This window comes from Pseudothioclava alba (assembly GCF_033100795.1).
Lineage (GTDB): Bacteria > Pseudomonadota > Alphaproteobacteria > Rhodobacterales > Rhodobacteraceae > Pseudothioclava.
On record NZ_JAWLVI010000001.1, the window covers coordinates 384,994 to 409,676 of the forward strand.

Sequence of the window (24,683 nt, forward strand, 5' to 3'; positions counted from 1 at the left end):
CGGCAACGGGGCTGCACAAAACAAAAGCGCCGCATCACGCGGCGCTTTTTCATTCGATGCTGTGGCTGGGCTTAGCCGTTCCAGTGACGGATCGGGCCGCAATCCATATGCACAAAGTTCGAGCGCGAGTATTTGCCCACGCCGCCCGCATTGCACGCAATCGCGGCCTTGTAAATCTGCGGCACCGAGCGCGATTTCAGGCGAAGGTCGGCGGCCTGGCCCTGGATATGCAGCGAGTTTTTCGCCACCCCGCGCGAGCGCGAGCGCAGCATCGCATTGGTTTCGGGCGAGCGATAGCCCGACAGCATCATATAGGGCTCGTTCACATCCATCAGCCGATGCGAGGCGGCGGCGATGTCGATCGTGCGCGGGTCGATGGTCTTGAGCTTGTTGTTGCGCCAGTCGCGCATGAAATGGTTGATCTCTTTGAGGGCTTCTTTGACGTATTCGCCTTCGATCCAGTAAACGGTGTCAAGGCTCTCTCCGGTGCGCCCGCTATACATGCGGATGCGGCGAATATCGCCAGCGCCTCTCAGAATTCCGAACGCGTTCGACATGGTGGGCGCAGCCATGACTGCCGTAGCAGCAAAGGCGCCGAGTAGCCCGCGGCGGGAAATGGAGATGTTGCTCATATCAGTTTGCCTGTCCTGTCTCGTTCAGCCAGTTCTGCGATGGCTTGGTAAACACCCTGCAACCCTAGTTGGGCTTTTTTATGACCGAGGGGTGATTCTGTTTCAACTGCTCATTGTCCTGCACTATAGCGCAAAACCCTGAATCGGCAAAATTTCGCTTAGTTTTTCGGGTTGTGGCCTGAATGCATCGGTTTGAGGCGGGGAAAACGGCTTGAAATGCAAGGTGATCGCCCCACTCTGGACATAGGCGGAAAATTGCGAAAGTTTCGTCGGATGAGTATTTTGGGGCTTCTGGGGTGACTATGTCGGGTTTGTCGCGGGTGTTTGGTGGTGTTCTGGTGGCTTCCGGGCTTGCGCTGGCTTCGGCCGTGCCGGTGGCGGGGGCGGAGCTTGCGCTCTCGGGTTATACACAAAGCATTGCGGTTGCGGCCTCTGAGGATCGCGCGCTGGCCGAGTTTTACGCCGCGCGCGACTATCGCCCGATCTGGACCTCGGCCGAGGATGCCGAGAGGCGCGAGGCGCTGTTTCGCGCGCTGGACGGGGCGGGGGCGCATGGCCTTCCGGTCAAATCCTACGATCCCGACGGGTTGCGCCGCGCCTTCGCGCAGGTGAAATCCGAACGACAGCGTGGTGCGCTTGAAGTTGCCGTGTCGAAGGCTTTCCTTGCTTATGCCCATGATGTTTCCAGCGGTATTATCGACCCCGCGACGGTCGACAAAAGCATCGTGCGCGAGATCACGCGCCGGGATCCGGTCGAACTTCTGGCGGGGGTTTCCGGCGCGGCGCCACGTCTGTTCCTGCGCGAACTGGCTCCGCAGGCGCCGCAATATGCCCAGCTTCTGAAAACGCGTCTCGATCTGGAGGCGCAGATCGCGAAGGGCGGTTGGGGGCCGACAGTCGGGGGCGGCAAGCTTGAACCCGGCGATACTGGTGCACGCGTCGTGGCGCTGCGTGACCGGCTGCGCGCGATGGGGTATCTGGGTCGCTCGGCCAGTGCGCAGTATGACGCGGATATTCAGAAAGCCGTTCAGCAGTATCAAGTGGACCTTGGTCTGACGGCAGATGGCGTGGCGGGCGAGGGCACTTTGCGCGAGCTGAACCGCAGCCCTGAAGAGCGGATGCAGTCCATTCTGGTTGCGCTGGAGCGTCTGCGCTGGATGAACGGGATCGACCTTGGCAAGCGCCATATCTGGGTGAATATCCCCGATTTCCGCGTGCGTATCGTCGACCACGGCAAGACCAGTTTTGAATCGGTTGTGGTTGTCGGTCAGAACTCGAATGATCGCCGCACGCCAGAGTTCTCGGACCAGATGGAGATGATGGTCATCAATCCGAGCTGGCATGTGCCGCGCTCGATTGTCGTTAAAGAATACCTGCCGATGATGAAGAAAAACGCAGGTGCGGCGGGGCATATCCAGTTGATCGACGCGCGCGGGCGCACAGTGTCGCGCTCGGCGGTGGATTTCAGCCAGTATTCAGCCAAGAACTTCCCCTTCGCGATGAAGCAGGCGCCGTCGAACAGCAATGCGCTCGGGCTGGTGAAATTCCTGTTCCCGAACAAACACAACATCTACTTGCACGATACGCCCTCGAAATCGCTGTTCCAGCGCGAGAGCCGTGCGTTCAGCCACGGGTGCGTGCGCGTCGGGCGGCCCTTTGATCTGGCCTACGAGCTTCTGGCGGCGCAATCGAATACGCCGCAGGACGATTTCCAGCGGATCTTGCGCACGGGACAAGAGACGACAGTCGCGATCAAAGACCCCGTGCCGGTGCATCTGGTCTATTACACCGCATGGCCGACGGCGCGCGGCAAGGTCGAATACCGGCGCGATGTTTATGGCCGCGACGCCGCGATCTTTGCCGCTTTGTCGAAAGCCGGGGTAGAATTGCCGCTCTTGTCGAATTAAATCGGGGGGAAGGCGCGGCTGGCGCGCCCTTGCCCGAGGATGAAGATGATGGCCCAAAGCATTGAAGCAATTGCCAAAGCATTGAATGCGAGGGCAGAGGGCGATCTTGGCCTCTCGGTGGTGTCTGCGTCAGAACCGCGTGCGGCGGCAGCAGATCAGCTCGCTTTGGCGATGGACCCGAAATATCTTGATGGCATCCGCGAGGGCGCTGCGCGGGCGGCGATTGTGCCCGAGGGCACCGATTGGCGCGCGCTTGGGCTTGAGGCGGCGGTCTTTGTGACGCGCCCGCGTCTGGCGATGGCGGGGCTGTCGCGCGCTTTCGATCCCGGTCCCGAGATTGCGGCAGGTATTCATCCGATGGCAGTGGTTGATCCGACAGCGACGATCGGGACCGGCGCGGCAATCGGGCCGTTTGTGACGATCGGGCGGGGCGCGGTGATCGGGGCAAACGCGCGGATCGCGAGCCATGTCAGCATCGCGGAGGGCGCGCGTATCGGCGATGACGCGCTGATCTTGCAAGGCGCGCGGATCGGCGCGCGGGTGCGGATTGGGGATCGCTTCATCTGCCAGCCGGGTGCGGTGATCGGCGCGGACGGGTTTTCCTTTGTCACGCCGGAAAAATCGGGCGTCGAGGAAATCCGCGAGACCCTTGGCGCGCGCGCCGAGATCCACGAACAAAGCTGGACCCGTATCCACTCGCTCGGCACGGTCGAGATTGGTGACGACGTCGAAATCGGCGCGAATAGCGCGATTGACCGCGGCACGGTGCGCGCGACCTCCATCGGCACGGGCACCAAGCTCGATAACCTTGTTCATATCGGCCATAACGTGCAGGTCGGGCGCGATTGCCTGCTGTGCGGGCAGGTGGGCGTTGCGGGCTCGTCGAAAATCGGCGACCGCGTGGTGCTGGCGGGGCAATGCGGCGTGTCGGACAATATATTCGTGGGCGACGATGTGATCGCGGGCGGTGGCACCAAGATTTACACCAATGCGCCCAAGGGGCGGGTTTTGCTGGGCAGTCCCGCGACCAAGATGGAAACGCAGGTCGAGATGCAGAAAAATCTGCGTCGGCTTGGAAGACTCTTTACACAGGTGGCCGAACTTCGGGAAACTGTTACAAAGCTGGGGCAGAACAAAGGCACGGAGTAAACAGCCATATGAGGCCTGACGTGCAAGACCAGATTGTCGAGATCATCGCGCGCGAGGCGTTGCGAGAGCCTGCCGAGCTGACCCATGAGACCACGCTGGACGAGCTGGGGCTGGATAGCCTTGGGCTGGTCGAGGTGATTTTTGCCATCGAAGAGGCGTTTGGTATTTCCGTGCCCTTCAATGCGAATGAGCCGGGGCAGAGCAGCTTTGATATTTCCTCGGTCGGCGCGATTGCCCGCGCGGTCGAGGCGCTGATTGCCGGTGATACGCCCGCGACCGTCGTGGCCTGATATGCGGCGGGTGGTGATAACCGGAGCGGGCACGGTCAACGCGCTTGCTCTGGATGTTGCGGGAACCTTTGCCGCGATGCGCGAGGGTCGTTCGGGGATCGGCGCTTTGGACTTTCCCGATGTCGATCGTCTGTCTGTCGGGATCGGCGGGCAAGTCAAGGGCTTTGATCCGGCGCTGCATTTCACCCCGCAAAAACGCGCGCTTTATGACCCGTTCGCGCAATATGCGCTGGTGGCCGCGCGCGAGGCGATGCGGATGGCAGGGCTTGAGGCCGTTCCGGGTGCGCCTGATCGCTGGGGTTGCATTATGGGCACGGCGGGCGGTGGCAATGGCACGGTGAACGATGCCTTCCGCGCGGTCTATGCCGAGGGGCGCAGCCGCGTCCACCCCTTTACGGTGCCGCGCCTGATGAATAACGCGGCCTGTTCACATATCGCGATGGAATGGGGCTTGCAGGGGCCAAGCTTTTCGGTTGCGACCGCCTGCGCCAGTTCAAATCACGCGATCGGTCTTGCGTTCCAGATGGTGCGCGCAGGGATGATTGACGGGGCACTGGCGGGTGGCTCGGAAGCGATGCTGAATTTCGGCGGGCTGAAGGCGTGGGAGGGGTTGCGCGTCATGTCCCCCGATGCCTGCCGCCCGTTCTCGAAAAACCGCAATGGCATGGTGCAGGGCGAGGGCGCGGGCGTTTTCGTGATCGAAACGCTGGAGGGGGCGCTTGCACGCGGTGCGGTGCCTTTGGCGGAAATCCGCGGGTTTTCGATGACCTCGGATGCGGGCGATATCGTGATGCCCTCGGTCGACGGGGCGGCGCGTGCCATTCGGGGGGCGCTGGACGATGCGCAACTATCGCTGGACGAGATCGGCTATATCAACGCGCATGGCACCGGAACGGCGGCGAATGACCGGACGGAATGTCTGGCAATTTCGCAGGTGTTCGGCGCGCGCGCGCCCAAGGTTCCGGTCTCATCGACCAAGGCGATGCACGGCCATCTGATCGGCGCGACGGGCGCGGTCGAGTTGCTCGCCTGTCTTCTGGCGCTGAATGAGGGGGTGATCGCGCCGACGATCAACCATCAGGAAGATGACCCCGATTGCGCGCTCGATGTCGTGCCAAATCACGCGCGCGAGGTGCAGGTCGACGCGGCGCTGTCGAATGCGTTCGCCTTTGGCGGGCTGAACGCGGTTCTGGCGCTTTCGAAACTCTAAAGCCGCCCCGAAGGGCGGCTTTAACCTGGTCTGCAAGGATTACTGCGCGGCGGCTTTGTTGATCGCATCAAACGCGGCGGTGAACCCCTTGAGCGAGATCGTCAGATTGACCTTCTGATCGGGAGCCACAGCCGGAACGATGGTCAGCATCGCCTCTTTGCCGCGCTTGAAGGCCGCGATTTCTGCATCCGTCAGCGCAAGACGCGCCGCGCAGCCCTCGGTCGTGCAGAAGGTGTAGGGATAAACCATCGGCTGCCCTTCATCGACGCGGATCACAAGGTTCTGGTTCAACAGTGTGCCAAGCGGCGTCATCACGGTCGCACCCGCCTTGACCTTCTCGTCGTTCAGGATCGGGAAGATCGAGACATCGGCCACGGCGGTGCCGTTCTTGTCGGTCAGAAGCTGATAAAGCTGGCAGGGGTCGTTGCCGTCTTCGGTGCGCACGCAGCGCAGCGCCCATGCCTCGAAGGTTTCGGCCAGATAGGCGGACCCCACACCCTCGGTCGGCTCGCCCGGAGCGGCAGCGGACGGGGCATCGGTTGCGGGAGCCTCGGCGGCGGGAGCCGCATCAGTGGCCGGGGCGGCGGTGTCCTGCGCCTGCGCGAAGGTCGCAAAGCCAGCGAGCGCCGCGATCAGGAGGGGGGGCTTGAAATCTGCCATTTTTACTATCCCTGAGATTGGATTGGCCAAGGGTTATCACGGGCGCAAATCGGTGTCAGGCCCGAAATTTGGCGCCAGTTGTCACGCTTTGGTGGGCCGGAAATTTGAAAAGCGGCCCTGCATCGCAGAACCGCTTTCCGTTTTATCCTTCCCTGTCGGACTGGCCGACTTGTCATTGGGGGCGACGCTAAAACGAAGATTTTATTCCGTCAACTGGGTATTTTGACACAATCCTTTTGAGCAAGTCGCTGGCCACGCACAAAAAAACCGCGCCTCGTGTGGCGCGGCCAGTTTGACAGGGAGGAAGTATCCGCGCGGCCGCCGACAAAGCGGGGGCGGACAGATAGATGCTGGAACAAACAGGTTAAATTTGTATTGTAGCGGCGTGAACGAATATCAGTCTGTGGAGTGGGCGAATGGCAGGTGTGTTGACCGAAGCGGGTGTGTTTGTCGGTGGTGGTGGTGAGGGCTATGGCGCGCCGCAGGAGCTTTTGCTCAAATACGCCAACCGGCACGGGCTGATCGCGGGGGCGACGGGCACGGGCAAAACCGTCACGCTGCAAATTCTGGCCGAGGCCTTTTCCAGCGCGGGTGTGCCTGTGTTTATGGCCGATGTGAAGGGCGACCTGTCGGGGATCGCCAAGGCGGGCAGTGCGACGCACAAGCTCCACGAACCGTTTATGAAACGCGCGACCCAGATCGGGTTTGACCTAAGCTATGCGGCCTTTCCGGTGACTTTCTGGGATATGTTCGGCGAGCAGGGGCATCCGGTGCGCACGACGATCTCCGAGATGGGGCCGCTGTTGCTCTCGCGCCTGATGGGACTGAGCGAGGCTCAGGAAGGTGTGCTGAACATTGCCTTCCACATGGCCGACGAAGAGGGGCTGGCGCTTCTGGATCTGGATGATCTGCGCGCGATGCTTCTGTATCTGGCCGAGAACGCGGATGAGATCACCACGCGCTACGGCAATGTCGAGGCGCGTTCTGTCGGTGCGATCCAGCGGCAATTGCTGGTCCTGGAAAATCAGGGCGCGGACAAGTTTTTCGGAGAACCGGCGCTGGATCTGGCCGATATGATGACCTGCGACAGCGACGGGCGCGGGCGGGTGAATATTCTGGCGGCCGACAAGCTGATGAGCAGCCCGCAGCTATACGCGACCTTCCTGTTGTGGTTGCTGTCCGAGCTGTTCGAGGAACTCCCCGAAGTCGGCAACCCCGACAAGCCGAAGTTTGTTTTCTTCTTCGACGAGGCGCATCTGCTGTTCGATGACGCCCCCAAGGCACTGGTCGACAAGGTCGAGCAAGTGGCGCGCCTGATCCGCTCGAAAGGGGTTGGTGTCTATTTTATCACGCAAAATCCGGCAGATGTGCCCGATGGTATCCTCAGCCAGCTTGGCAACCGCGTGCAGCACGCGCTGCGCGCATTCACCGCGCGCGACCAGAAAGACCTTAAACGCGCCGCCGAGAATTACCGCCCGAACCCGCGGTTTTCGACCGAGGATGCGATCAAAGAGGTCGGCACTGGTGAGGCCGTGACCTCATTCCTTGAGGCGAAGGGCGTGCCCTCGGTAGTCGAGCGCACGCTGGTGCGCCCGCCGTGTTCGCAGCTTGGCCCGATCACGCCCGACGAGCGGCGTGCGATCTTGCAAAGCTCGCCCTTCGGGATGAAATACGACACCCCCGTCGATCGCGATTCGGCGCAGGAAGTTCTGGCGCGCCGCGCGGAGGTTGCGGCGAAAGAAGCGGCCGAGGCAGAGGCGCGTGAACTGGCCGATGAAGAGGCCGCAAAGCGCGCGCGCGAGTTCAACAAGGCGCGCCGCTTCGAGCCGATCAAGACCACGACCAAGACGCGAAAATCGTCGAGCCGGTCGGATTCGCTCGGGACCGCCTTTGCCAAGAGCTTCGCGCGCCAGCTTGGCACGAAATCGGGGCAGGCGCTGATCCGCGGGGTCTTGGGATCGTTGTTCAAGTCGCGCTAGGGCGGCAAAGCCCGAGTTCGGCCAGAAGCACGATCAACACTTCGATATGACGGCCGATGGAATAATCGGCGGCCCCTTCGACGCGGGCCGCCTCAAGCTGCGCCTCTTCCGATGCGAGGCTTGCCAGCGCAGACCCCGGTGCGGGCAGGGCGCTTTGACGCAGCACACGGCGCAGATCGCGTTTGCGGTTATACTCTCCTTGCCCGAGGCGCGCGGCGCGGATCAACAGGCGCGGGCGGCGGAGTCTGGTCAGGGTTTCGGGCAGGTTTGGCATATCGGTCTCCTGTAGCGATGTGCCAGAAATCTACTCAACCAAAGCGGGTGTTGCGGTTTGCGCCGCTCAATCGTTCGGAGCGTTCGGGTTTCTTTATCTTTTGTTAGGAATTCTTACTCCCGCCCCGTTTGTTAACGAACGGGTAACCATATCAACTCACGGTTGAACCGACTGAAACGCCCGGCGCTGCCAGTCCGGGGCTTTTGGGGGAGCAAATGATAGGGACCGCAACGGCGGAGGTGGGGCTACCTTCGTGGCTGCCCGACCATGCCCGTTTATACATTCGCCATGTCGAAGAGGGGATTCCGATCCGGCAATTGGCACGGGCCGAGGGCTGCCATGCCTCGACGATCTTGCGCCGCGTGCGCCGGATTGAATCACGCCGCGACGATCCTTTGGTGGATGAAGCCCTGCATCAATACGGGCAGGCCGCCACTCGTTTGCGCTCCTGTTCGGGCGGTTCAATCGTTCAGACAACAAAGGACGTGCCGATGACTGCGCCTGTTCGCAACATTAAGAGTGATCTCGAAGCATCTGATATTGAGTAAGAAAATATGCGCGTCTTGCGGCGTCTTGCCGAGCCGGGGGCGCTTATGGTGGTGGCCCCTGATATGGAGCGCGCGGTGATTTTGCGAGGCACTGTGCGCACAGCGGTGCTGGAACGCTCGGTTGCGCGGGATTTTGCCCTGCGTGACTGGATTCAGGTCGTTCACGAGAAGCGGGTCATCAGCTACGAGATCACGGGCCTCGGGCGGGCCGCGCTCAAACAGTTGCTCGACGATGAGGCAGCTGCGCGGGGGGGCTTTGATGACCGGAACCGCGATTGGGGCGAGCGCGAAATCAACGAGGATGGCCAGCGCCGCCGCTTGCGTGCGAACCTTGCCGAAAGCCCGCTCAGCATCCTGGCGCGACGCAAGGACAAGAACGGCGCGCCCTTCCTTTCGGTCGATCTTGTCGCCGCCGGAGAACGACTGCGCGAGGATTTCGAACTGGCGCAGATGGGGCCGCGGGTCGCACAGAACTGGGAGCGGTTCATGACAGGCGGCGCGCGGGGGCAGTATAACCCGCAAGGCTCGCTTGGGATCGGCTCGGAAAGCGCGCGCGAACGGGTTGCGGCAGCGCTGCGCGACCTTGGGCCGGGGCTTGGCGATATGGTGCTGCGCTGCTGCTGTTTCCTTGAGGGGCTGGAGGCGACAGAACGCCGGATGGGATGGTCGGCGCGTTCGGGCAAGATTGTGCTGCGGATCGCGCTGGAGCGCCTCAAGCGCCATTATGACGAGGTCTACGGCGGCAAATCGCCCCTGATTGGCTAAGAAAAATGGCCGGAGGTTTCCCTCCGGCCACTCACGCGCGCTTCCTGATGGTTCAGGCAGCCTGTTCCTTGTTCGCCTCGACCAGCCAGTTCAGAACGGTCTCGGGCGAGGAAACACCGTAGGGGTCGGCGCCGTGGTTGTCCGACAGGCCCGGCTCTTCGAACCAAGCCTCGACCACGCCGTCATTCACGACGGCAGCATAGCGCCACGAGCGCAGCCCGAACCCAAGGTTGTCCTTGCGCACAAGCATCCCCACGCGGCGGGTGAACTCGCCCGAGCCATCGGGGATAACCTGAACGTTTTTAAGGTCTTGCGACTTTGCCCACTGGTTCATGACAAAGCTGTCGTTGACCGAGAGGCAGTAGATCGCATCAACGCCTTGCGCGGCGAAATCGGCAAAGCCGTTCTCGAATCCGGGCAGTTGGTAGGTCGAGCAAGTGGGGGTAAAGGCGCCGGGCAGGGCGAACAGCACAACGCGCTTGCCCTTGAAATAATCCGAGGTGGTCATGTCCTGCCAACGGTAGGGGTTCGGGCCGCCGACGGCCTCGTCACGCACGCGGGTGTGGAAGGTCACTTCGGGAAGTTTTGCGCCGGTCTGCATTCGGTTTGTCTCCATGAGGTTTGCAAAGGGTGGGGAGGCCCGTATTCTTTAGAGGCGTTCTAAATGCATTTCATCCAGGTCACAACCGGTGACTTAGCATACGCAGAAAATTCGATTGGCGGCTGGTTTCAGGGCTGCAATGCACAGCCCTGGAAAAAGAACTCCGACGTTCATTGGAGATCTTTAGGAGGTCAGGCGTTCGCGCGGGTGAACCCGGCCAAATGTGCCACACCGGCAGCGGCGCCTCCGACAAGCGGAGCAAGGATAAACACCCAAAGCTGCGAAAGTGCGGTGCCACCGACAAACAGCGCGGGGCCGATGCTGCGCGCAGGGTTCACGGAAACACCGGTCACGTTGATGCCGACAAGGTGGATTGCGACAAGCGTCAGGCCGATTGCAAGCCCTGCAAAGCCCGCCGGAGCCGCCGCATCGGTGGCGCCCAGTATGACGGTCACGAAGATGAAGGTCGCGACGATTTCGAACAGCAGAGCCGATACGACACCATATTCACCCAGATAACCCGTGCCGAATCCGTTCTGCCCAAGGCCGTTTGCTGTCAGCGAGTAACCCTCTTTACCAGAAGCGATCAGATAGATGATCAGTGCTGCCAGAATGGCTCCGGCCAGTTGAGCAAGGACGTATTGCCCGAACTCGCGGGTGTTCATCCGCCCCGACACAAGGAAGCCAAGACTTACTGCGGGGTTCAGATGCGCCCCCGAAATCGCGCCCAGGCTATAGGCGGCAGCTACGATCGACAGACCAAAGGCCCATGCTATACCATGCAGGCCGATGGCGTCCCCCATGAACACCGCCGCACCGCAGCCGAAAAATACAAGAATGAATGTACCAAGCCCCTCGGCGATCATTTTTTTCATGATGTGCCCCTTCATTTTACCATTACACGTTCACTGGATTGTGCAGGGATTGCCCCTGCATCGCGAAAAGCGTATTGGAAAGTTCGTCGAAAGTTAGGGGGAAATTGCTGTGCGCGATCTCAAGATGCCCGGTCAGCGTCATCCGGAAAAGGCTCATCGCCCCGATCAGGAGCAGCCGAAAAAGCCAAGCTGGATCCGCGTGAAAGCGCCGGTGTCGCAAGGCTATAAGGAAACGCGCGACATCCTGAAGAATAACAAGCTCTCCACCGTCTGCGAGGAAGCAAGCTGCCCGAATGTGGGTGAATGCTGGGGCCACGGTCACGCGACGATGATGATCATGGGCGAGATCTGCACACGCGGGTGTTCGTTCTGCAACGTCGCGACGGGGCGGCCTGATGCGCTTGATGTGTTCGAGCCGGGTCGCGTGGCGGATGCGGTGCAAAAGCTGGGTCTCAAACATGTGGTGATTACCAGTGTGGACCGCGATGATCTGGACGATGGCGGCGCCGAGCATTTCGCCCAGACGATCCGCGCGATCCGCCACCGCGCGCCCGACACCACGATCGAGGTTCTGACGCCCGACTTTCTGAAATGCGGCCCCCGCGCGCTGGAGATTGTCGTTGAGGCAAAGCCGGATGTGTTCAACCATAATCTTGAAACCGTTCCGGGACTTTACCCGACGGTGCGCCCGGGCGCACGCTATTTCCACTCGCTGCGTCTGTTGCAGCGCGTGAAAGAGCTGGATCCGACGATGTTCACCAAATCCGGGATCATGGTCGGGCTTGGCGAAAACGCGCAGGAAGTGCGTCAGATCATGGACGATATGCGCGCTGCCGACATCGACTTTCTGACCATCGGCCAATACCTGCAACCGACGCCCAAGCACCACAAGGTTGACCGTTTCGTGACGCCCGAAGAGTTCAAGGATTACGAAAAGGCGGCCTTCGGCAAGGGCTTCCTGATGGTCTCGGCGACACCCTTGACGCGCTCGTCCTATCATGCGGGCGATGATTTCGCGCGGTTGCGTCAGGCGCGTCTGGATAAGCTCGGCCAAGCCTAAGCAGATGGCCACGCTGTCCCAGACTGTGCGCGACGCCGCGCGCCTGTCCGTCGCACCCATGATGGATTGGACGGACCGGCATTGTCGCGTGTTTCACCGGATAATCTCGGGGCGGGCGCTGCTTTATACCGAGATGGTGACGGCGCCTGCGGTTATTCATGGTAAGCGCCAGTTTTTGCTGGATTATTCCGAGGCCGAGCATCCGGTCGCGCTGCAACTGGGCGGGTCCGATCCGGCGGAACTGCGTGAGGCCGTGCAGATTGCCTCGGGTTGGGGCTATGACGAGATCAACCTCAATTGCGGCTGCCCTTCGGATCGGGTGCAATCGGGGGCTTTTGGCGCGGTCTTGATGAAATCGCCCGATCTGGTGGCCGATTGTGTCAGCGCGATGCAAGAGGCCACGGATGTCGAGGTGACGGTGAAATGCCGCATCGGCGTGGATGATGATGATCCGACTGATCGCCTGCCCGCGTTCCTTGAGGCCGTTTCCAAGGCAGGTGTGACGCGCTTCACGATCCACGCGCGCAAGGCCTGGCTTCAGGGGCTGTCGCCCAAGGATAACCGCGAAATTCCTCCGCTGGATTACCCGCTGGTGCACCGGATGAAGACGGAATTCCCGCATCTGCATCTGTCGATCAACGGCGGGATTGCGACGCTAGACGAGGCAAAATCGCAGCTTGACCAAGGGCTTGACGGGGTGATGATCGGGCGCGCGGCCTATCACGAGCCGATGAATGCGCTTGGCGCCGCGGATGCGCTGATCTGGGGGCAGGGCGGACCTGCCGACCCGTTCGACGTGGCCGCGCGCATGATACCCTATATCGAGGCGCATCTGGCCTCGGGCGGGCGTTTGCATCAGATCACGCGGCATATACTGGGGCTGTTCCACGGGCGTCCCGGCGCGCGGGGCTGGCGGCGCGTTTTGTCCGAAGGGGCGACGCGCGAGGGCGCAGGAATTCCGCTTTTTGAGGCAGCGCTTGCGCAGGTGAAAGGATAAATCATGCCAGAGCTTTCAATCCTTTTGCCGCTGGTCGCGATCCTGATGGCCACGGGGGCTTTTGCCGGCGTTCTGGCCGGACTTCTGGGCGTCGGCGGCGGGATCGTTCTGGTGCCGGCGTTCTTTTATCTGTTCGCGGGGCTTGGCTATGGCTCGGATGACCTGATGCAGATCTGCGTGGCGACTTCGCTGGCGACGATCATCATAACCTCGGCGCGCTCGGTCATGGCACATCATCGCAAAGGCGCGGTCGAGTGGGGGATTTTGCGGCAATGGGCGCCGTTGATTGCGCTTGGAGCGATTGTCGGCGTGCTGGTCGTGGCGCAGCTGCGCAGCGCGACCTTGCAGGTGATTTTCGGCGGCATGGTGCTCTTGATCGCGAGCTATATGCTGTTTGGAAAATCAAGCTGGCGGCTGTCGGATGAGCTGCCGGGGGGGCTGTTCCGCGCGTGGTTCGGGCCGTTGATGGGGCTGGTCTCGGTGCTGCTGGGGATCGGAGGCGGCTCGATCGGCACGCCGATGCTGACGCTGCACGGGGTGCCGATCCATCGCGCGGTGGCGACATCGGCGGGGTTTGGAATCACGATTGCGCTGCCCTCGGCGGTGGCGTTTTTGCTTACGGACGTGCCTCATGCGCCGCCCTTCACAGTGGGGGCGGTAAATATCCCCGCCTTCCTGATCGTGATCGCGATGACCACCTTCACGGCGCCTTGGGGGGCGGCGCTGGCGCATAAGCTGGATGCGAAGAAGCTCAAGCGTGTATTCGCGGTGTTTCTGATGCTGGTGGCGCTGAACATGCTGCGCAAGGCGCTGTTCTAGGCCAAGCTACGCAGCGAAGGGGCATCGAGCCCCTTGCGCTGCGTCGGGGGCTACGCCCCCGTCGGTCCTATTTGATTTTCAGCGCTTTTGCCTCGTTCCAAAGGGCGTCCATTTCGGTCAGATCGCTTTGGTGCGGTGTGCGGCCATTCGCTTCAAGTTTGTCTTCGATGTAATTGAAGCGCCGCGTGAATTTGGTGTTTGTTGCGCGCAGACATGCCTCGGGGTCAAGCCCCAGATGCCGCCCGAGGTTCACCATCACGAACAAGAGATCGCCGAATTCCTCGGCGAGTTCGTCGGGGCCGAGCGTATCGCGGGCTTCCTCCAGCTCTTTCGCCTCTTCGACGATCTTGGCGATCACCTCATCGGTCGAGGGCCAGTCAAACCCCACCCGTGCCGCGCGGGATTGCAATTTCAGCGCACGGGTCAGCGCGGGCAAGCCAAGGGCCACCCCATCCAGCACGCCGACGCGGGCCTGAGTTCCATTTGCCGCGCGCTCGACCGCCTTGATCTTTTCCCAATCGGCAGTTTGCTGTTCGGCCGACTTGTCGCGGCTTTCATCCCCGAATACATGCGGGTGGCGCGAGACCATTTTCCCGTTGATTGCGCGCAGCACGCGGGTCACATCGAACAGGCCTTTTTCGCGCGCCATCTGCGCGTGATAGACCACCTGCAGTGCCAGATCGCCCAGTTCGGCCTCCAACTCATCCCAGGCTTCGCGTTCAATCGCATCCGCGACCTCGTGGGCCTCTTCGATGGTGTAGGGGGCGATGGTTGCGAAATCCTGTTCGATGTCCCACGGGCAGCCGGTGTCGGGGTCGCGCAGGCATTCCATGATCGCGCAAAGCCGCGTGAATTGCGCCTCGGCCTTGCCGGTTTCGTCAAAGATGATCGCGTCTGTCGGTTTCGCCATTGCGCCGCCCGTCCTTCTGGGGTGTTCTTGCGCCCGAGTATCGCCACCACCGACAAAGAGTAAACCCATGCCCGTTCTCAATCGCATCGCAGCGCTTGCCCCCGAGATGACGGAATGGCGCCGCTGGCTGCATCAGCGCCCCGAGATCCAGTTCGATCTGCATCAGACGGCGGAGTTCGTGGCGGAGCGCCTGCGCGAGATCGGTGTGGACGAGTTGCACGAAGGGATCGCGCAGACGGGTATGGTCGCGATCATCAAAGGGCAGGGCGAGGGGCCGACGATCGGGCTGCGCGCCGATATGGATGCGCTGCCGATCACCGAGAAAACGGGGGCCGATTATGCCTCGCAAACTCCCGGAGCGATGCATGCCTGCGGCCACGACGGCCATACCGTGATGCTGTTGGGGGCAGCGAAATACCTGTGCGAGACGCGTAACTTCGCGGGCCGCGTGGCGCTGTTGTTCCAGCCCGCCGAGGAAGAGGGTGGCGGTGGTCAGGTGATGGTCGCGGAAGGCGTGATGGATCGCTTCGGTATCGAAGAGGTCTACGGCATCCACAACGCGCCCAATGTGCCCTTCGGGTTTTTCCGCACGACGCAGGGGGCGTTGATGGCCGCCGTTGACACCGCTTATGTCACGGCCACCGGGCGCGGCGGGCATGGCGCGACGCCGCAAGATACCATTGACCCGATCCCCGCGATTACCGCGATGGTGCAGGCGTTGCAAACCATCGTCAGCCGCAACGTCTCGGCGCAGGACGAGCTGGTTGTGTCGGTCACGCAGATCCATGTCGGCTCGGCCAATAATATCATCGCGGAAAGCGGCTGGTTCTGCGCCACGATCCGCAGCTTTGATCCGGCGATCCGCAACCTGGCCGAGGCGCGGTTTCGCGCGGTGGTTACAGGCGTGGCGGCGGCCTTTGGCGTGTCGGTCGAGATCAATTACGAACGCGGCTACCCGCCCACTGTGAACGATGCGGATCGCGCGCTGTTCGCGGCCTCGGTCGCGGCGGAAATCTCGGGCGGTGATATGGTCGATACGCAGGCCCGCCGCGAGATGGGGGGCGAGGATTTCTCCTATATGCTTGAGGCACGTCCGGGGGCTTATCTGTTTATGGGAACGGGCGCGGGGGCAGGGCTTCATCACCCGGCCTATGACTTCAACGACGAGGCCGCGCCCGTGGGGGCGTCGTTCTTTGCGCGCCTGATCGAACGACGCCTGCCGCTAAGATAGCGCACATCCTTGTGTCTGAGGTGCGAGTGCGCCTTGCCATCCCAAGGGGTCGGGGCTAGGGTGCGCGCCGAAAACATGGGGGGCGGAGCGGTCCGTGCCCCAAGAAGGCCCGCAAGAAAGGACCCTGTTTATGTTCGTAACTCCCGCATTCGCTCAGGCTGCCGGTGGCGACGCCGCCGCCTCGTTCGGCCAGTTTCTGCCGCTGATCCTGATCTTCGTGATCATGTATTTCCTGATTATCCGCCCGCAGCAGAAGCGCGCCAAAGAGCACCGTGCCATGGTTGACGGTCTGCGTCGCGGTGATCAGGTTGTGACCCAGGGCGGGATCATCGGCAAGGTGACCAAGGTCCGCGAAGACGGCGAGGTCGAGGTCGAGATCGCGCAGGGCGTGACCGTTCGCATGGTCAAGCAGACCATTACGCAGGTCGTGTCGAAGACCGAACCGGCCGCTGCCGCCAACTAAGAGGCTCGCGCCGCCATGCTGCAAATCCCGCTTTGGAAGCGTGTGCTGATTATTGCCCTGTGTCTTCTTGGGGTAGCAACGGCGGCGCCGAACCTGTTTTATCCGCGCGTCGAAGCGCATAACGATGCGATCGTCGCCTTCGAGAATTCGGGGGCGATGACGACCGAGCAGGCCGCCGCCCGCGATGGCTGGCCTGACTGGCTGCCCTCGGGGCTGGTGAACCTGGGCCTCGATCTGCGCGGTGGCGCGCATCTTCTGGCCGAGGTCCATGTCGGCGAGGTGTATAGCGCGCGTCTGAAATCCCTTTGGCCCGAAGCCCGCCGCCTGCTGGCGACCGAGCGCGCAACAATCGGTGCGGTGCGCCGGATCGACTCGCCCGAGGACGAGCTGCGCATCCAGATCGGTGAGCCGTCGCAGATCGCGAAAGCCGTTGAGATCGCGCGCACGCTGGCCTCGCCGGTGGTGACGCTGACGGGGGTTGGCCAGAACGACCTTGAAATCACGGGCGAGGGCGACGTTGTCACGATCCGCCTGTCCGAGGCCGAACGCGCCGCCACCGACGACCGCACCATGCAGCAATCGCTGGAGATCGTGCGCCGCCGCGTCGATGCGGCTGGCACGCGCGAGCCGACGATCATGCGTCAGGGCGCGGACCGTATTCTGATTCAGGTTCCGGGGATCGGCTCTGCCGCCGAACTGAAGGCGCTGATCGGCACGACCGCCAAGCTGACCTTCCATCAGGTTGTGGGGCGCGCGGGTGACGCCAATTCGCCCGCAGGTGTCGGCAAGATCATTCTGCCCGGTCAGGATGAAAAAGACGGCTATTACATTCTCGACGAGTTGTCGGTTGTATCGGGCGACGAGTTGACGGACGCCCGCCCCGATACCGACCAGAACGGCTATCCGGCGGTCTCGTTCCGCTTCAACCCGACGGGCGCGCGCGCGTTTGGCGATTTCACCGCCAACCACATCGGCGAGCCTTTCGCGATTGTCCTTGATAACGAGGTGATCTCGGCCCCTACGATCCAAAGCCATATCGCGGGCGGGTCGGGGATTATCACGGGGCGCTTCACCGTGCAGGAGGCGACCGATCTGGCGCTCTTGCTGCGCGCGGGTGCCCTGCCTGCGGGGATGACCTTCCTTGAAGAGCGCACCATCGGCCCCGAGCTTGGTCAGGATTCGATCGAAGCAGGCAAAATCGCCGCCATCGTCGGCCTTGGCGCGGTGATCGTGTTCATGGTGCTCAGCTACGGCCTGTTCGGCGCCTTTGCGGCCTTTGCGCTGATGGTCAACATCGCGCTTGTCTTTGGCACGATGTCGATGATCGGGGCGACGCTGACGCTGCCTGGTATCGCGGGGATCGTGCTGACCATCGGTATGGCGGTTGATGCCAACGTGCTGGTGTTTGAACGTATCCGCGAAGAGATGAAAAAGGTCCGTGGCCCTGCGCGCGCGATCGAGCTTGGCTATGAAAAGGCCATGTCCGCGATTGTGGATGCGAACGTCACCACCTTCATTACCGCGCTGATCCTGTTTGTTCTGGGTGCTGGCCCCGTGCGCGGCTTTGCGGTCACGCTGATCATCGGGATCATCACCTCGGTCTTTACCGCAATCTATGTCACGCGGCTTCTGGTCACGTTCTGGTTCGACCGGACACGCCCGAAGACGCTTGAGCTATAAGGAGGGAACATCATGGCATTCCGTCTTAAACTTGTTCCCGACGAAACCCGCTTCGACTTTTTCCGCCATCAGGTGCTGACCTTCGGGTTTTCGGTCTTCCTGGTGGTGGCCTCGGTTGTTCTGGTGCTGGTGCAGGGGCTGAACTTCGGCATCGACTTCAAGGGCGGCACCACCATCCGCACCGAGTCGACCGCTGCCCTTGATGTGGGCGCGTATCGCGACGCGCTGGCGCCGCTGAACCTTGGCGATGTCTCGATCACCGAGGTGTTCGACCCGACTTTTGCGGCCGATCAGCATGTGGCGATGATCCGTATTCAGGCGCAAGAGGGCGATGAGGCGATCACACCCGAGCAGATGACCGCGATCGAAGGCGCGCTCGTCGGTGCAGATGCTGCCGTCAAGATCGTCTCGACCGAGTCGGTTGGTCCCAAGGTCTCGGGTGAGCTGATCTGGACCGCGATCTGGTCGGTTCTGGCGGCAACCGTCGCGATCCTGTTCTACATCTGGCTGCGGTTCGAATGGCAGTTCTCGGTCGGCGCGGTGGCCGCGCTCATCCACGACATCGTGGTGACGGTGGGGATTTTCTCGCTCTTCCAGATCAAGTTCGACCTGACGATCATCGCGGCGCTTCTGACGATCCTTGGCTACTCGATCAACGATACGGTGGTTGTGTTCGACCGTCTGCGCGAGAACCTTGTGAAATACAAAACCATGCCGCTGCGCGAGGTGATGAACATCTCGGTCAACGAGACGCTGTCGCGCACGGTGATGACGTCGGGCACCACGCTTCTGGCGCTGATCGCGCTTTTGGTTCTGGGCGGCGACGTGATCCGCGGGTTCGTCTTTGCGATGACCTGGGGCGTGGTGGTTGGCACCTATTCCTCGGTCTTTGTGGCGAAAAACATCGTTCTGTTCCTTGGCGTTGATCGCAACAAGGAAAAGAAAGATCCGGCGGCGGAGTTCTTTACCGAAAAGGTGTCCGATGCCGATAACTGAGGCCGAATTCGGCTCCTCCCTGCCGGTTGACGGTTACGGGCCGGGGTTCTTCCGCATCGCGGGCGAGGTCTATCGCTCGGCGGTTGTGGTCGAGGCGGGATCGGTTGTCGAATGGGGCGGGCTGGACGACCTTGATCCGCTTTTTGCGCTCTCTGGCAAGGTGGATGTGCTGTTTATCGGCATGGGCGCGGATATTGCGATCCTGCCCAAGGCTTTCGTTCATGCGCTCGAAGCAAAGGGCGTGATGTGCGAGGCGATGAGCAGCCCGTCAGCCGCGCGCACCTATAATGTGCTCCTCTCCGAGGGGCGCAGGGTCGCGGTGGCGCTTTTGCCCGTGCCTGCGAAGGATTGAGCCGATGGAGATGCTCCGCGTTGACAATCTGGCGGTGACGCGTGGCGGTCTGCCGGTGCTTGAGGGCTTGAGCTTTACGCTGAACGCCGGTCACGCGCTGGTGCTGCGCGGGCCGAACGGTATTGGCAAGACAACGCTTCTGCGGACGCTCGCGGGGCTGCAACCGGCGCTGGCGGGCACAATTTCGATGCCGCCCGAAACGATGGCCTATGCGGCCCACTCCGACGGGTTGAAGGCGACGCTTTCGGTGGCGGAAAACCTGCACTTCTGGGCAAGCGTTTATGGCACCGGATCAATCGACGGCGCGCTGGATCAGATGAACCTGCGCCAGCTTGCCTCCCGCGCGGCGATGAGCCTGTCGGCGGGGCAAAAGCGCCGCCTTGGTCTTGCGCGGCTGTTGGTGACGGGGCGTCCGGTCTGGGTGCTGGACGAGCCGACGGTGTCGCTTGATGCGGCCTCGGTCGCGCTGTTTGGCGAGGCGGTGCGGGCGCATTTGCAATCCGGCGGTGCGGCGCTGATGGCCACCCATATCGACCTTGGTCTGGACGAGGCGAGCGTGCTTGATCTGGCACCCTTCAAGGCGCGCGCGCCCGAGGATGGCGGCATCACCGGTGCCTTTGACGAGGCCTTCGGGTAAGGAGAGAACGGATGTTGGCGCTTCTGTCCCGTGACCTGAAACTGGCGATCCGCGCCGGCGGCGGTTTTGGCCTTGGTCTTGCGTTCTTTCTGATCGTGGTGACGCTGGTGCCGTTCGGCGTTGGCCCCGAGGGGAAAATTCTGGCCCGCATTGCGCCAGGTATTCTGTGGCTCGGCGCGCTGCTGGCCTGCCTGCTCTCGCTCGACCGGATTTTCGCGCTCGATTTCGAGGATGGCTCGCTCGACCTTTTGGCCACTGCGCCGGTGCCGCTGGAAGGCGTGGTCACGATCAAGGCGATCGCGCATTGGATCACCACGGGGCTGCCGCTCGTGGTGGCGACGCCGGTATTCGGCCTGTTGATGCATCTTGAGGGCGCGGCCTATTACTGGATGGTGATTGCGCTGCTACTCGGGACGCCCGCGCTGTCGGTGCTTGGAACTTTTGGCGCGGCGATCACGGTGGGGCTGAAGCGCGGCGGGCTTCTGCTCTCGCTGCTGGTGCTGCCGCTTTATGTGCCGACGCTGATTTTCGGCGCCGAACTGGTGCGGCGCGGCGCGGACGGGATGGAAACGCAGGTGCCGCTTTTGATGCTGGCGGGGATCACGATGGCGACGATTGCCGTTGTGCCCTTTGCCTCGGCCGCCGCAATCCGCGTCAACTTACGATGATCTTGACCAGGGTCAAAACGCGATAGGGGAATTCGTGCCAAACGTGATAGTGATTTGAGCACGACCGAACAGGAAAGTAGCAAGAGACCCATGTCGATCTGGGAATACGCAAACCCCGTGAAATTCATGAAGACCTCGTCCATGGTTCTGCCCTGGGTGAGCATCCTCAGCGCGCTGTGCATCGTCACGGGGCTTGTCTGGGGTTTCTTCTTTACGCCCGAGGCGGCGAACTTCGGCTCTACCGTCAAGGTGCTGTTCGTCCATGTGCCTTCGGCGACGATGGCGATCAACATCTGGGTGATGATGCTTGTCACCTCGTTGATCTGGCTGATCCGGCGCCACCATGTGTCCGCGCTCGCCGCCAAGGCCGCGGCGCCGATCGGGGCGGTGATGACGATCATCGCGCTGGTCACCGGCGCGGTCTGGGGCCAGCCGATGTGGGGAACCTGGTGGGAGTGGGATCCGCGCCTGACCTCGTTCCTGATCCTGTTCCTGTTCTATCTGGGCTACATGGCACTTTGGGGCGCGATTGATAACCCCGACACGGCGGCCGATCTGACGGGTGTTCTGTGCCTTGTGGGGTCTGTCTTTGCGCTTTTGTCGCGCTACGCGGTGAAGTTCTGGAACCAGGGGCTGCATCAGGATTCGACGATCATGAAGGTCGGGCAGGATGACCCGCTGGACCCGTCCTATTATGTGCCGCTGGTGATCTCGATCGTGGGGTTCGTGCTGTTTTTCGTGACGCTGCTTTTGCTGCGCACCCGCACCGAAATCCGCGCCCGCCGCCTGAAAGCCCTTGAACAACGGGAGCGCATGGCATGATGCCAGAACTTGGAAAATACACCGCCACGGTTTTGCTGTCCTACGCAGGCACGCTTGGCCCGATGATCGTTCTGCTTGGCTGGTCGCTCTGGCGCGGGGCCAAGGTGAAAGCCGCGCTGGCTGCGCAAGAAGAACGGATGAAGAAGAATGGCTAAGCCTTTGATGATGCTGCCGCCCCTGATTTTTGCGGGGCTTGCGGGGATGTTCGTCTGGGGGATGGCGCGCGATAATCCCAAGCAACTGCCCTCGGCCTTTGCGGGCAAAGAGGCGCCTGCGGTGCAGCTTGAGCAACTGGCCGATTTCACGCCCTTTACGGACGCCGATCTGCGTTCGGGCGAGATCAAGCTGGTGAACTTCTGGGCGTCGTGGTGTGCGCCCTGCCGGGTCGAGCATCCAAACCTTGAGGCACTTGCCCAAGAGGGCGTGCAGGTTCTGGGCGTCAATTACAAAGACAAGCCCGAGCAGGCGCTTGGCTTCCTTGGCGAGCTTGGCAACCCTTACGCAAAACTGGGCGCCGATTCCAAGGGCCGGATGGCGCTGGATTGGGGCGTTTACGGCGTGCCGGAGACCTTTGTGGTTTCGGGCGATGGCAAGGTGCTGTTCCGCTTTGCCGGTCCCGTTACACAGCGCGTGATCGAGCAAAAGCTCCGCCCGCTGCTTGAGGGCAAGACCTCGGAATAATCAGCGGGGCGTGGGCAGCTTGAACGGCCTGCGCTCCATCTGCGCCCACTCGGGCCAAAGGCCCAGCTTGTCGATCCCGACAATCACCAAAGCAATCGCAATCACCGCAAACACAAGTTTCACGCGGGACGCAGACGGCGGCCTGCGCACCCATTTCGCCATGCGGATAAACCAGATCGGCTGCACTTAACCCTCTTCGGTAAAGCGCACCTTGCCGATATAGGGCAGGTTGCGGTTGCGTTGGGCAAAGTCGATGCCATAGCCGACGACAAATTCATCAGGGATGGTAAAGCCGATCCAGGTGGCCGAGACATCCGCTTCGCGCCGCGAGGGTTTGTCCAAAAGCGCGCAACTGGCCAGCCTGCGCGGATTGCGCGCCTGCAACAGCCCCATCACATGTTTCAGGGTAAAGCCCGTGTCGACAATATCCTCGACCACCAGCACATCGCGCCCCTCGATCCCGGCGCGCAGGTCTTTGAGGATACGCACCTCGCGCGAGCTTTCGGTCGAATCGCCGTAAGAGGACGCCTCAAGGAAATCCACCTCGACGGGCAGGGGGATCTCGCGCACGAGGTCGGCGATAAACACGAACGAACCGCGCAACAGCCCCACCACCACCAGCTTATCGGTATCGGCGTAATGGGCGCTGATCGTGGCGGCCAGTTCTTCGACCCGGGCCGCGATCTGTTTGGCGGAAATCAACTGGTCAATCACATGCGGACGGGTGGGCATTTTGGCCTCCGGTATTGCGTTTCTCCCCAGCTTTATCGCATCAAGGGCCGCAAGCAAATGAGAGACCCATGCCGACCCATTCGGAAAACCGCCACATGCCCTATAGCGCGCGCCAGATGTATGAGCTGGTGGCCGATGTTCAGCGCTACCCCGAGTTCCTGCCGTGGAACTCTGCCGCGCGCATCCGCCGCCGGACCGAGCGGCCCGATGGTGCGACCGTGCTTGAGGCCGATCTGGTGATTTCCTTCAAGGTGTTCCGCGAGAAATTCGGCTCGCGCGCGACTCTGTGGCCCGCGGAGAACCGTCTGGACATCGAATATCTGGACGGGCCGTTCAAATATCTCAAATCGTGGTGGCGGTTCGTGGATGCGCCGGGCGGCGGGTGCGAGGCCGAATTCCATGTGGATTTCGAATTCCGCAACGCGATTTTGCAAAAGGTCATCGGCGTCGTGTTCGATGAGGCGATGCGGCGGATCGTGCGCGCCTTTGAAGAGCGCGCCAAGGTGCTTTACGGCTGAGACATGCAAAAGCCGCCCCGTGGGGCGGCTTTCGTTTTTTACGAATTCACGTCGTAGGCGCGTTCGCCGTGGGTCGACAGGTCAAGCCCGTTGGTCTCGGCCTCTTTGTCAACGCGCATCGGGAAGATCAGCGCCACCAGCTTGGCCAGCGCGAAGGTCAGCGCCAGCGTATAAGCACCGACAATCGCCAGCGCCCCAAGCTGCGCGGTAAAGGTGCCATAGCCCAGAACCGCCACCATGATCGTGCCGAAGATGCCGCCCACGCCATGCACGGCGAATACGTCCAGCGTATCGTCGATGCGGATTTTCTCGCGGATCAGGATCACGGCTTCCTGGCAGAGGATACCCGCGACGGTGCCGATCAAAAGCGCCTCCAGCGGCCCGACATAGCCCGACGCGGGGGTGATCGAGGCAAGCCCTGCGATGGTGCCGGTGACCAGACCCACAAGCGAGGAACGCCCGAATTTCACGCGCTCCCAGAAGGCCCAGCTAAGCGAAGCGGCGGCGGCAGAGATATGCGTGACGGTGATCGCCATCGCGGCGCCGCCATCGGCGGCAAGCTGCGAGCCGCCGTTGAAGCCGAACCAGCCGACCCACAGTAGCCCCGCGCCCATTGCCACCATTCCGGGGTTATGGGGCGGCGTGGTGCGGTGACGGCGCGGGCCGATCATGATTGCCAGAAGAAGCGCCGCAAGGGCTGCGGTTTCGTGCACAACGATGCCGCCAGCGAAATCCTTGGTGCCGATGGCGCCGAAAATGCCGCCATCCGCCATCATACCACCGCCCCAGATCCAATGCGTCACCGGCGCGTAGACGAGGATCAGCCAAAGTGCCGAGAACGCCATCACGAAGGCATAGTTCACCCGCTCGACAAAGGCACCAAGGAAGAGCGCAGGCGTGATGATCGCGAAGGTCATCTGGAAGGCGAAAAACAGGATCTCGGGGATGGTTCCCCACAGGCTATCGGGTGTAACCCCCATCAGCCCGAGCTTGTCCAGCCCGCCCCAAAAGCCGTTCGCCGTGCCGAACGCGATGGAGTAGCCGCCCAACAGCCAGATCACGCTCATCAGCGCGGCGATCGAGAAACACTGCATAAAGATCGACAGCACGTTGCGCGCACGCACAAGCCCGCCATAAAACAGGGCAAGCCCCGGAAGCGTCATCATCAGGACCAGCGCGGTTGCCACGATGATCCAGGCGGTATCGGCGCCATTCATCCCAAGTTAC

General features: G+C 61.9%; 29 protein-coding genes and 1 pseudogene. 21 read left to right on the plus strand and 9 right to left on the minus strand.

The window, feature by feature from the left end; genetic code table 11:
• Positions 1 to 71: 71 nt before the first annotated feature.
• On the minus strand, positions 72 to 632 hold the full coding sequence (gene mepK, locus RYZ20_RS01870; protein ID WP_317670175.1) for a peptidoglycan L,D-endopeptidase MepK: 561 nt from the start codon (positions 630 to 632) through the stop codon (positions 72 to 74).
• A 302-nt stretch (positions 633 to 934) separates the two neighbouring features.
• On the opposite strand from mepK, the gene RYZ20_RS01875 reads away from it, so the two are divergent.
• Genes RYZ20_RS01875 through RYZ20_RS01890 form a run of 4 tightly spaced genes read left to right on the plus strand, consistent with a single transcriptional unit; the run spans position 935 to position 5,188 of the window.
• A complete protein-coding gene (locus tag RYZ20_RS01875; RefSeq protein WP_317670176.1) occupies positions 935 to 2,539 on the plus strand; it encodes a L,D-transpeptidase family protein in 1,605 nt (534 codons plus the stop codon).
• A 48-nt stretch (positions 2,540 to 2,587) separates the two neighbouring features.
• Entirely contained in the window at positions 2,588 to 3,688 is a 1,101-nt protein-coding gene (locus RYZ20_RS01880) for a UDP-3-O-(3-hydroxymyristoyl)glucosamine N-acyltransferase (RefSeq protein ID WP_317670177.1), read from the plus strand.
• Positions 3,689 to 3,696: 8 nt separating this feature from the next.
• Complete coding sequence (locus tag RYZ20_RS01885) at positions 3,697 to 3,978, plus strand: acyl carrier protein (RefSeq protein WP_317670178.1); 282 nt, start codon at positions 3,697 to 3,699, stop codon at positions 3,976 to 3,978.
• Position 3,979: 1 nt separating this feature from the next.
• The gene (locus RYZ20_RS01890) at positions 3,980 to 5,188 is read left to right on the plus strand and encodes a beta-ketoacyl-[acyl-carrier-protein] synthase family protein (RefSeq protein WP_317670179.1); all 1,209 of its coding nucleotides are present in this window, start codon (positions 3,980 to 3,982) and stop codon (positions 5,186 to 5,188) included.
• A 39-nt stretch (positions 5,189 to 5,227) separates the two neighbouring features.
• On the opposite strand, the gene RYZ20_RS01895 is transcribed toward RYZ20_RS01890, so the two are convergent.
• Complete coding sequence (locus tag RYZ20_RS01895) at positions 5,228 to 5,848, minus strand: invasion associated locus B family protein (protein WP_317670180.1); 621 nt, start codon at positions 5,846 to 5,848, stop codon at positions 5,228 to 5,230.
• Between RYZ20_RS01895 and RYZ20_RS01900 the strand changes: the two genes are divergently transcribed.
• Positions 5,835 to 6,074 (plus strand): hypothetical protein, encoded by a 240-nt coding sequence (locus RYZ20_RS01900; RefSeq protein ID WP_317670181.1) that lies wholly within the window; start codon positions 5,835 to 5,837, stop codon positions 6,072 to 6,074. The genes RYZ20_RS01895 and RYZ20_RS01900 overlap by 14 nt on opposite strands.
• A 190-nt stretch (positions 6,075 to 6,264) precedes the next feature.
• Entirely contained in the window at positions 6,265 to 7,827 is a 1,563-nt protein-coding gene (locus RYZ20_RS01905) for a helicase HerA-like domain-containing protein (protein WP_317670182.1), read from the plus strand.
• Here the strand turns inward: RYZ20_RS01905 and RYZ20_RS01910 are convergent.
• Positions 7,814 to 8,101: a DUF6477 family protein gene (locus tag RYZ20_RS01910; RefSeq protein WP_317670183.1), complete on the minus strand. Its 288-nt coding sequence runs from the start codon at positions 8,099 to 8,101 to the stop codon at positions 7,814 to 7,816. The two genes, RYZ20_RS01905 and RYZ20_RS01910, sit on opposite strands and share 14 nt — an antisense overlap.
• 215 nt (positions 8,102 to 8,316) lie before the next feature.
• Here RYZ20_RS01910 and RYZ20_RS01915 point away from each other — a divergent pair.
• Positions 8,317 to 9,414, plus strand: a pseudogene (locus RYZ20_RS01915) (DUF6456 domain-containing protein).
• Positions 9,415 to 9,466: 52 nt separating this feature from the next.
• On the opposite strand, the gene RYZ20_RS01920 reads toward RYZ20_RS01915, so the two are convergent.
• Together RYZ20_RS01920 and RYZ20_RS01925 are read right to left on the minus strand one after the other, a co-directional pair.
• The gene (locus tag RYZ20_RS01920) at positions 9,467 to 10,015 is read right to left on the minus strand and encodes a peroxiredoxin (protein WP_317670184.1); all 549 of its coding nucleotides are present in this window, start codon (positions 10,013 to 10,015) and stop codon (positions 9,467 to 9,469) included.
• A 191-nt stretch (positions 10,016 to 10,206) separates the two neighbouring features.
• Positions 10,207 to 10,893 (minus strand): MIP family channel protein, encoded by a 687-nt coding sequence (locus tag RYZ20_RS01925; RefSeq protein WP_317671301.1) that lies wholly within the window; start codon positions 10,891 to 10,893, stop codon positions 10,207 to 10,209.
• Positions 10,894 to 11,014: 121 nt separating this feature from the next.
• On the opposite strand from RYZ20_RS01925, the gene lipA reads away from it, so the two are divergent.
• From lipA to RYZ20_RS01940, 3 genes are read left to right on the plus strand one after another with little or no spacing between them, the layout of a single operon-like run.
• The gene (gene lipA / locus RYZ20_RS01930; RefSeq protein WP_317671303.1) at positions 11,015 to 11,950 is read left to right on the plus strand and encodes a lipoyl synthase; all 936 of its coding nucleotides are present in this window, start codon (positions 11,015 to 11,017) and stop codon (positions 11,948 to 11,950) included.
• Positions 11,951 to 11,954: 4 nt separating this feature from the next.
• A complete protein-coding gene (gene dusA / locus RYZ20_RS01935; protein WP_317670185.1) occupies positions 11,955 to 12,947 on the plus strand; it encodes a tRNA dihydrouridine(20/20a) synthase DusA in 993 nt (330 codons plus the stop codon).
• A gap of 3 nt (positions 12,948 to 12,950) precedes the next feature.
• Complete coding sequence (locus tag RYZ20_RS01940) at positions 12,951 to 13,766, plus strand: sulfite exporter TauE/SafE family protein (RefSeq protein WP_317670186.1); 816 nt, start codon at positions 12,951 to 12,953, stop codon at positions 13,764 to 13,766.
• Between the two features lie 67 nt (positions 13,767 to 13,833).
• Here RYZ20_RS01940 and mazG read toward each other — a convergent pair whose 3' ends face one another.
• Positions 13,834 to 14,676, minus strand: a complete 843-nt coding sequence (gene mazG / locus RYZ20_RS01945; protein WP_317670187.1) for a nucleoside triphosphate pyrophosphohydrolase — start codon at positions 14,674 to 14,676, stop codon at positions 13,834 to 13,836.
• A gap of 67 nt (positions 14,677 to 14,743) precedes the next feature.
• Between mazG and RYZ20_RS01950 the strand changes: the two genes are divergently transcribed.
• The 10 genes from RYZ20_RS01950 (at position 14,744) to RYZ20_RS01995 (ending at position 22,206) form a co-directional block, all read left to right on the plus strand.
• Positions 14,744 to 15,907, plus strand: coding sequence for a M20 aminoacylase family protein (locus tag RYZ20_RS01950; protein WP_317670188.1), 1,164 nt, complete (start codon positions 14,744 to 14,746; stop codon positions 15,905 to 15,907).
• A 130-nt stretch (positions 15,908 to 16,037) separates the two neighbouring features.
• On the plus strand, positions 16,038 to 16,370 hold the full coding sequence (yajC, locus tag RYZ20_RS01955; protein ID WP_317670189.1) for a preprotein translocase subunit YajC: 333 nt from the start codon (positions 16,038 to 16,040) through the stop codon (positions 16,368 to 16,370).
• 15 nt (positions 16,371 to 16,385) lie between these two features.
• A complete protein-coding gene (gene secD, locus RYZ20_RS01960) occupies positions 16,386 to 18,050 on the plus strand; it encodes a protein translocase subunit SecD (RefSeq protein WP_317670190.1) in 1,665 nt (554 codons plus the stop codon).
• Positions 18,051 to 18,062: 12 nt separating this feature from the next.
• Positions 18,063 to 19,046 carry a protein translocase subunit SecF gene (secF, locus tag RYZ20_RS01965; protein WP_317670191.1) on the plus strand — a complete coding sequence of 328 codons (984 nt, stop codon included), beginning with the start codon at positions 18,063 to 18,065 and terminating at the stop codon, positions 19,044 to 19,046.
• Entirely contained in the window at positions 19,033 to 19,398 is a 366-nt protein-coding gene (locus tag RYZ20_RS01970; protein WP_317670192.1) for an Mth938-like domain-containing protein, read from the plus strand. Before secF ends, RYZ20_RS01970 begins: the two co-directional genes overlap by 14 nt.
• 4 nt (positions 19,399 to 19,402) lie before the next feature.
• On the plus strand, positions 19,403 to 20,035 hold the full coding sequence (gene ccmA / locus RYZ20_RS01975) for a heme ABC exporter ATP-binding protein CcmA (RefSeq protein WP_317670193.1): 633 nt from the start codon (positions 19,403 to 19,405) through the stop codon (positions 20,033 to 20,035).
• A gap of 11 nt (positions 20,036 to 20,046) precedes the next feature.
• Complete coding sequence (ccmB, locus tag RYZ20_RS01980) at positions 20,047 to 20,703, plus strand: heme exporter protein CcmB (protein ID WP_317670194.1); 657 nt, start codon at positions 20,047 to 20,049, stop codon at positions 20,701 to 20,703.
• 90 nt (positions 20,704 to 20,793) lie between these two features.
• Entirely contained in the window at positions 20,794 to 21,525 is a 732-nt protein-coding gene (locus tag RYZ20_RS01985; protein ID WP_317670195.1) for a heme ABC transporter permease, read from the plus strand.
• Positions 21,522 to 21,680, plus strand: coding sequence for a heme exporter protein CcmD (gene ccmD, locus RYZ20_RS01990; RefSeq protein ID WP_317670196.1), 159 nt, complete (start codon positions 21,522 to 21,524; stop codon positions 21,678 to 21,680). The genes RYZ20_RS01985 and ccmD overlap by 4 nt, the downstream gene beginning before the upstream one ends.
• Positions 21,673 to 22,206, plus strand: a complete 534-nt coding sequence (locus tag RYZ20_RS01995) for a DsbE family thiol:disulfide interchange protein (protein WP_317670197.1) — start codon at positions 21,673 to 21,675, stop codon at positions 22,204 to 22,206. Before ccmD ends, RYZ20_RS01995 begins: the two co-directional genes overlap by 8 nt.
• On the opposite strand, the gene RYZ20_RS02000 is transcribed toward RYZ20_RS01995, so the two are convergent.
• Positions 22,207 to 22,392: a hypothetical protein gene (locus RYZ20_RS02000; protein WP_317670198.1), complete on the minus strand. Its 186-nt coding sequence runs from the start codon at positions 22,390 to 22,392 to the stop codon at positions 22,207 to 22,209.
• Positions 22,393 to 22,938, minus strand: a complete 546-nt coding sequence (gene hpt, locus RYZ20_RS02005) for a hypoxanthine phosphoribosyltransferase (protein WP_317670199.1) — start codon at positions 22,936 to 22,938, stop codon at positions 22,393 to 22,395. It abuts the gene before it with no gap.
• 68 nt (positions 22,939 to 23,006) lie between these two features.
• On the opposite strand from hpt, the gene RYZ20_RS02010 reads away from it, so the two are divergent.
• A complete protein-coding gene (locus RYZ20_RS02010) occupies positions 23,007 to 23,456 on the plus strand; it encodes a type II toxin-antitoxin system RatA family toxin (protein WP_317670200.1) in 450 nt (149 codons plus the stop codon).
• A gap of 38 nt (positions 23,457 to 23,494) precedes the next feature.
• Here RYZ20_RS02010 and RYZ20_RS02015 read toward each other — a convergent pair whose 3' ends face one another.
• Complete coding sequence (locus RYZ20_RS02015; protein ID WP_317670201.1) at positions 23,495 to 24,673, minus strand: ammonium transporter; 1,179 nt, start codon at positions 24,671 to 24,673, stop codon at positions 23,495 to 23,497.
• Positions 24,674 to 24,683 lie beyond the last annotated feature (10 nt).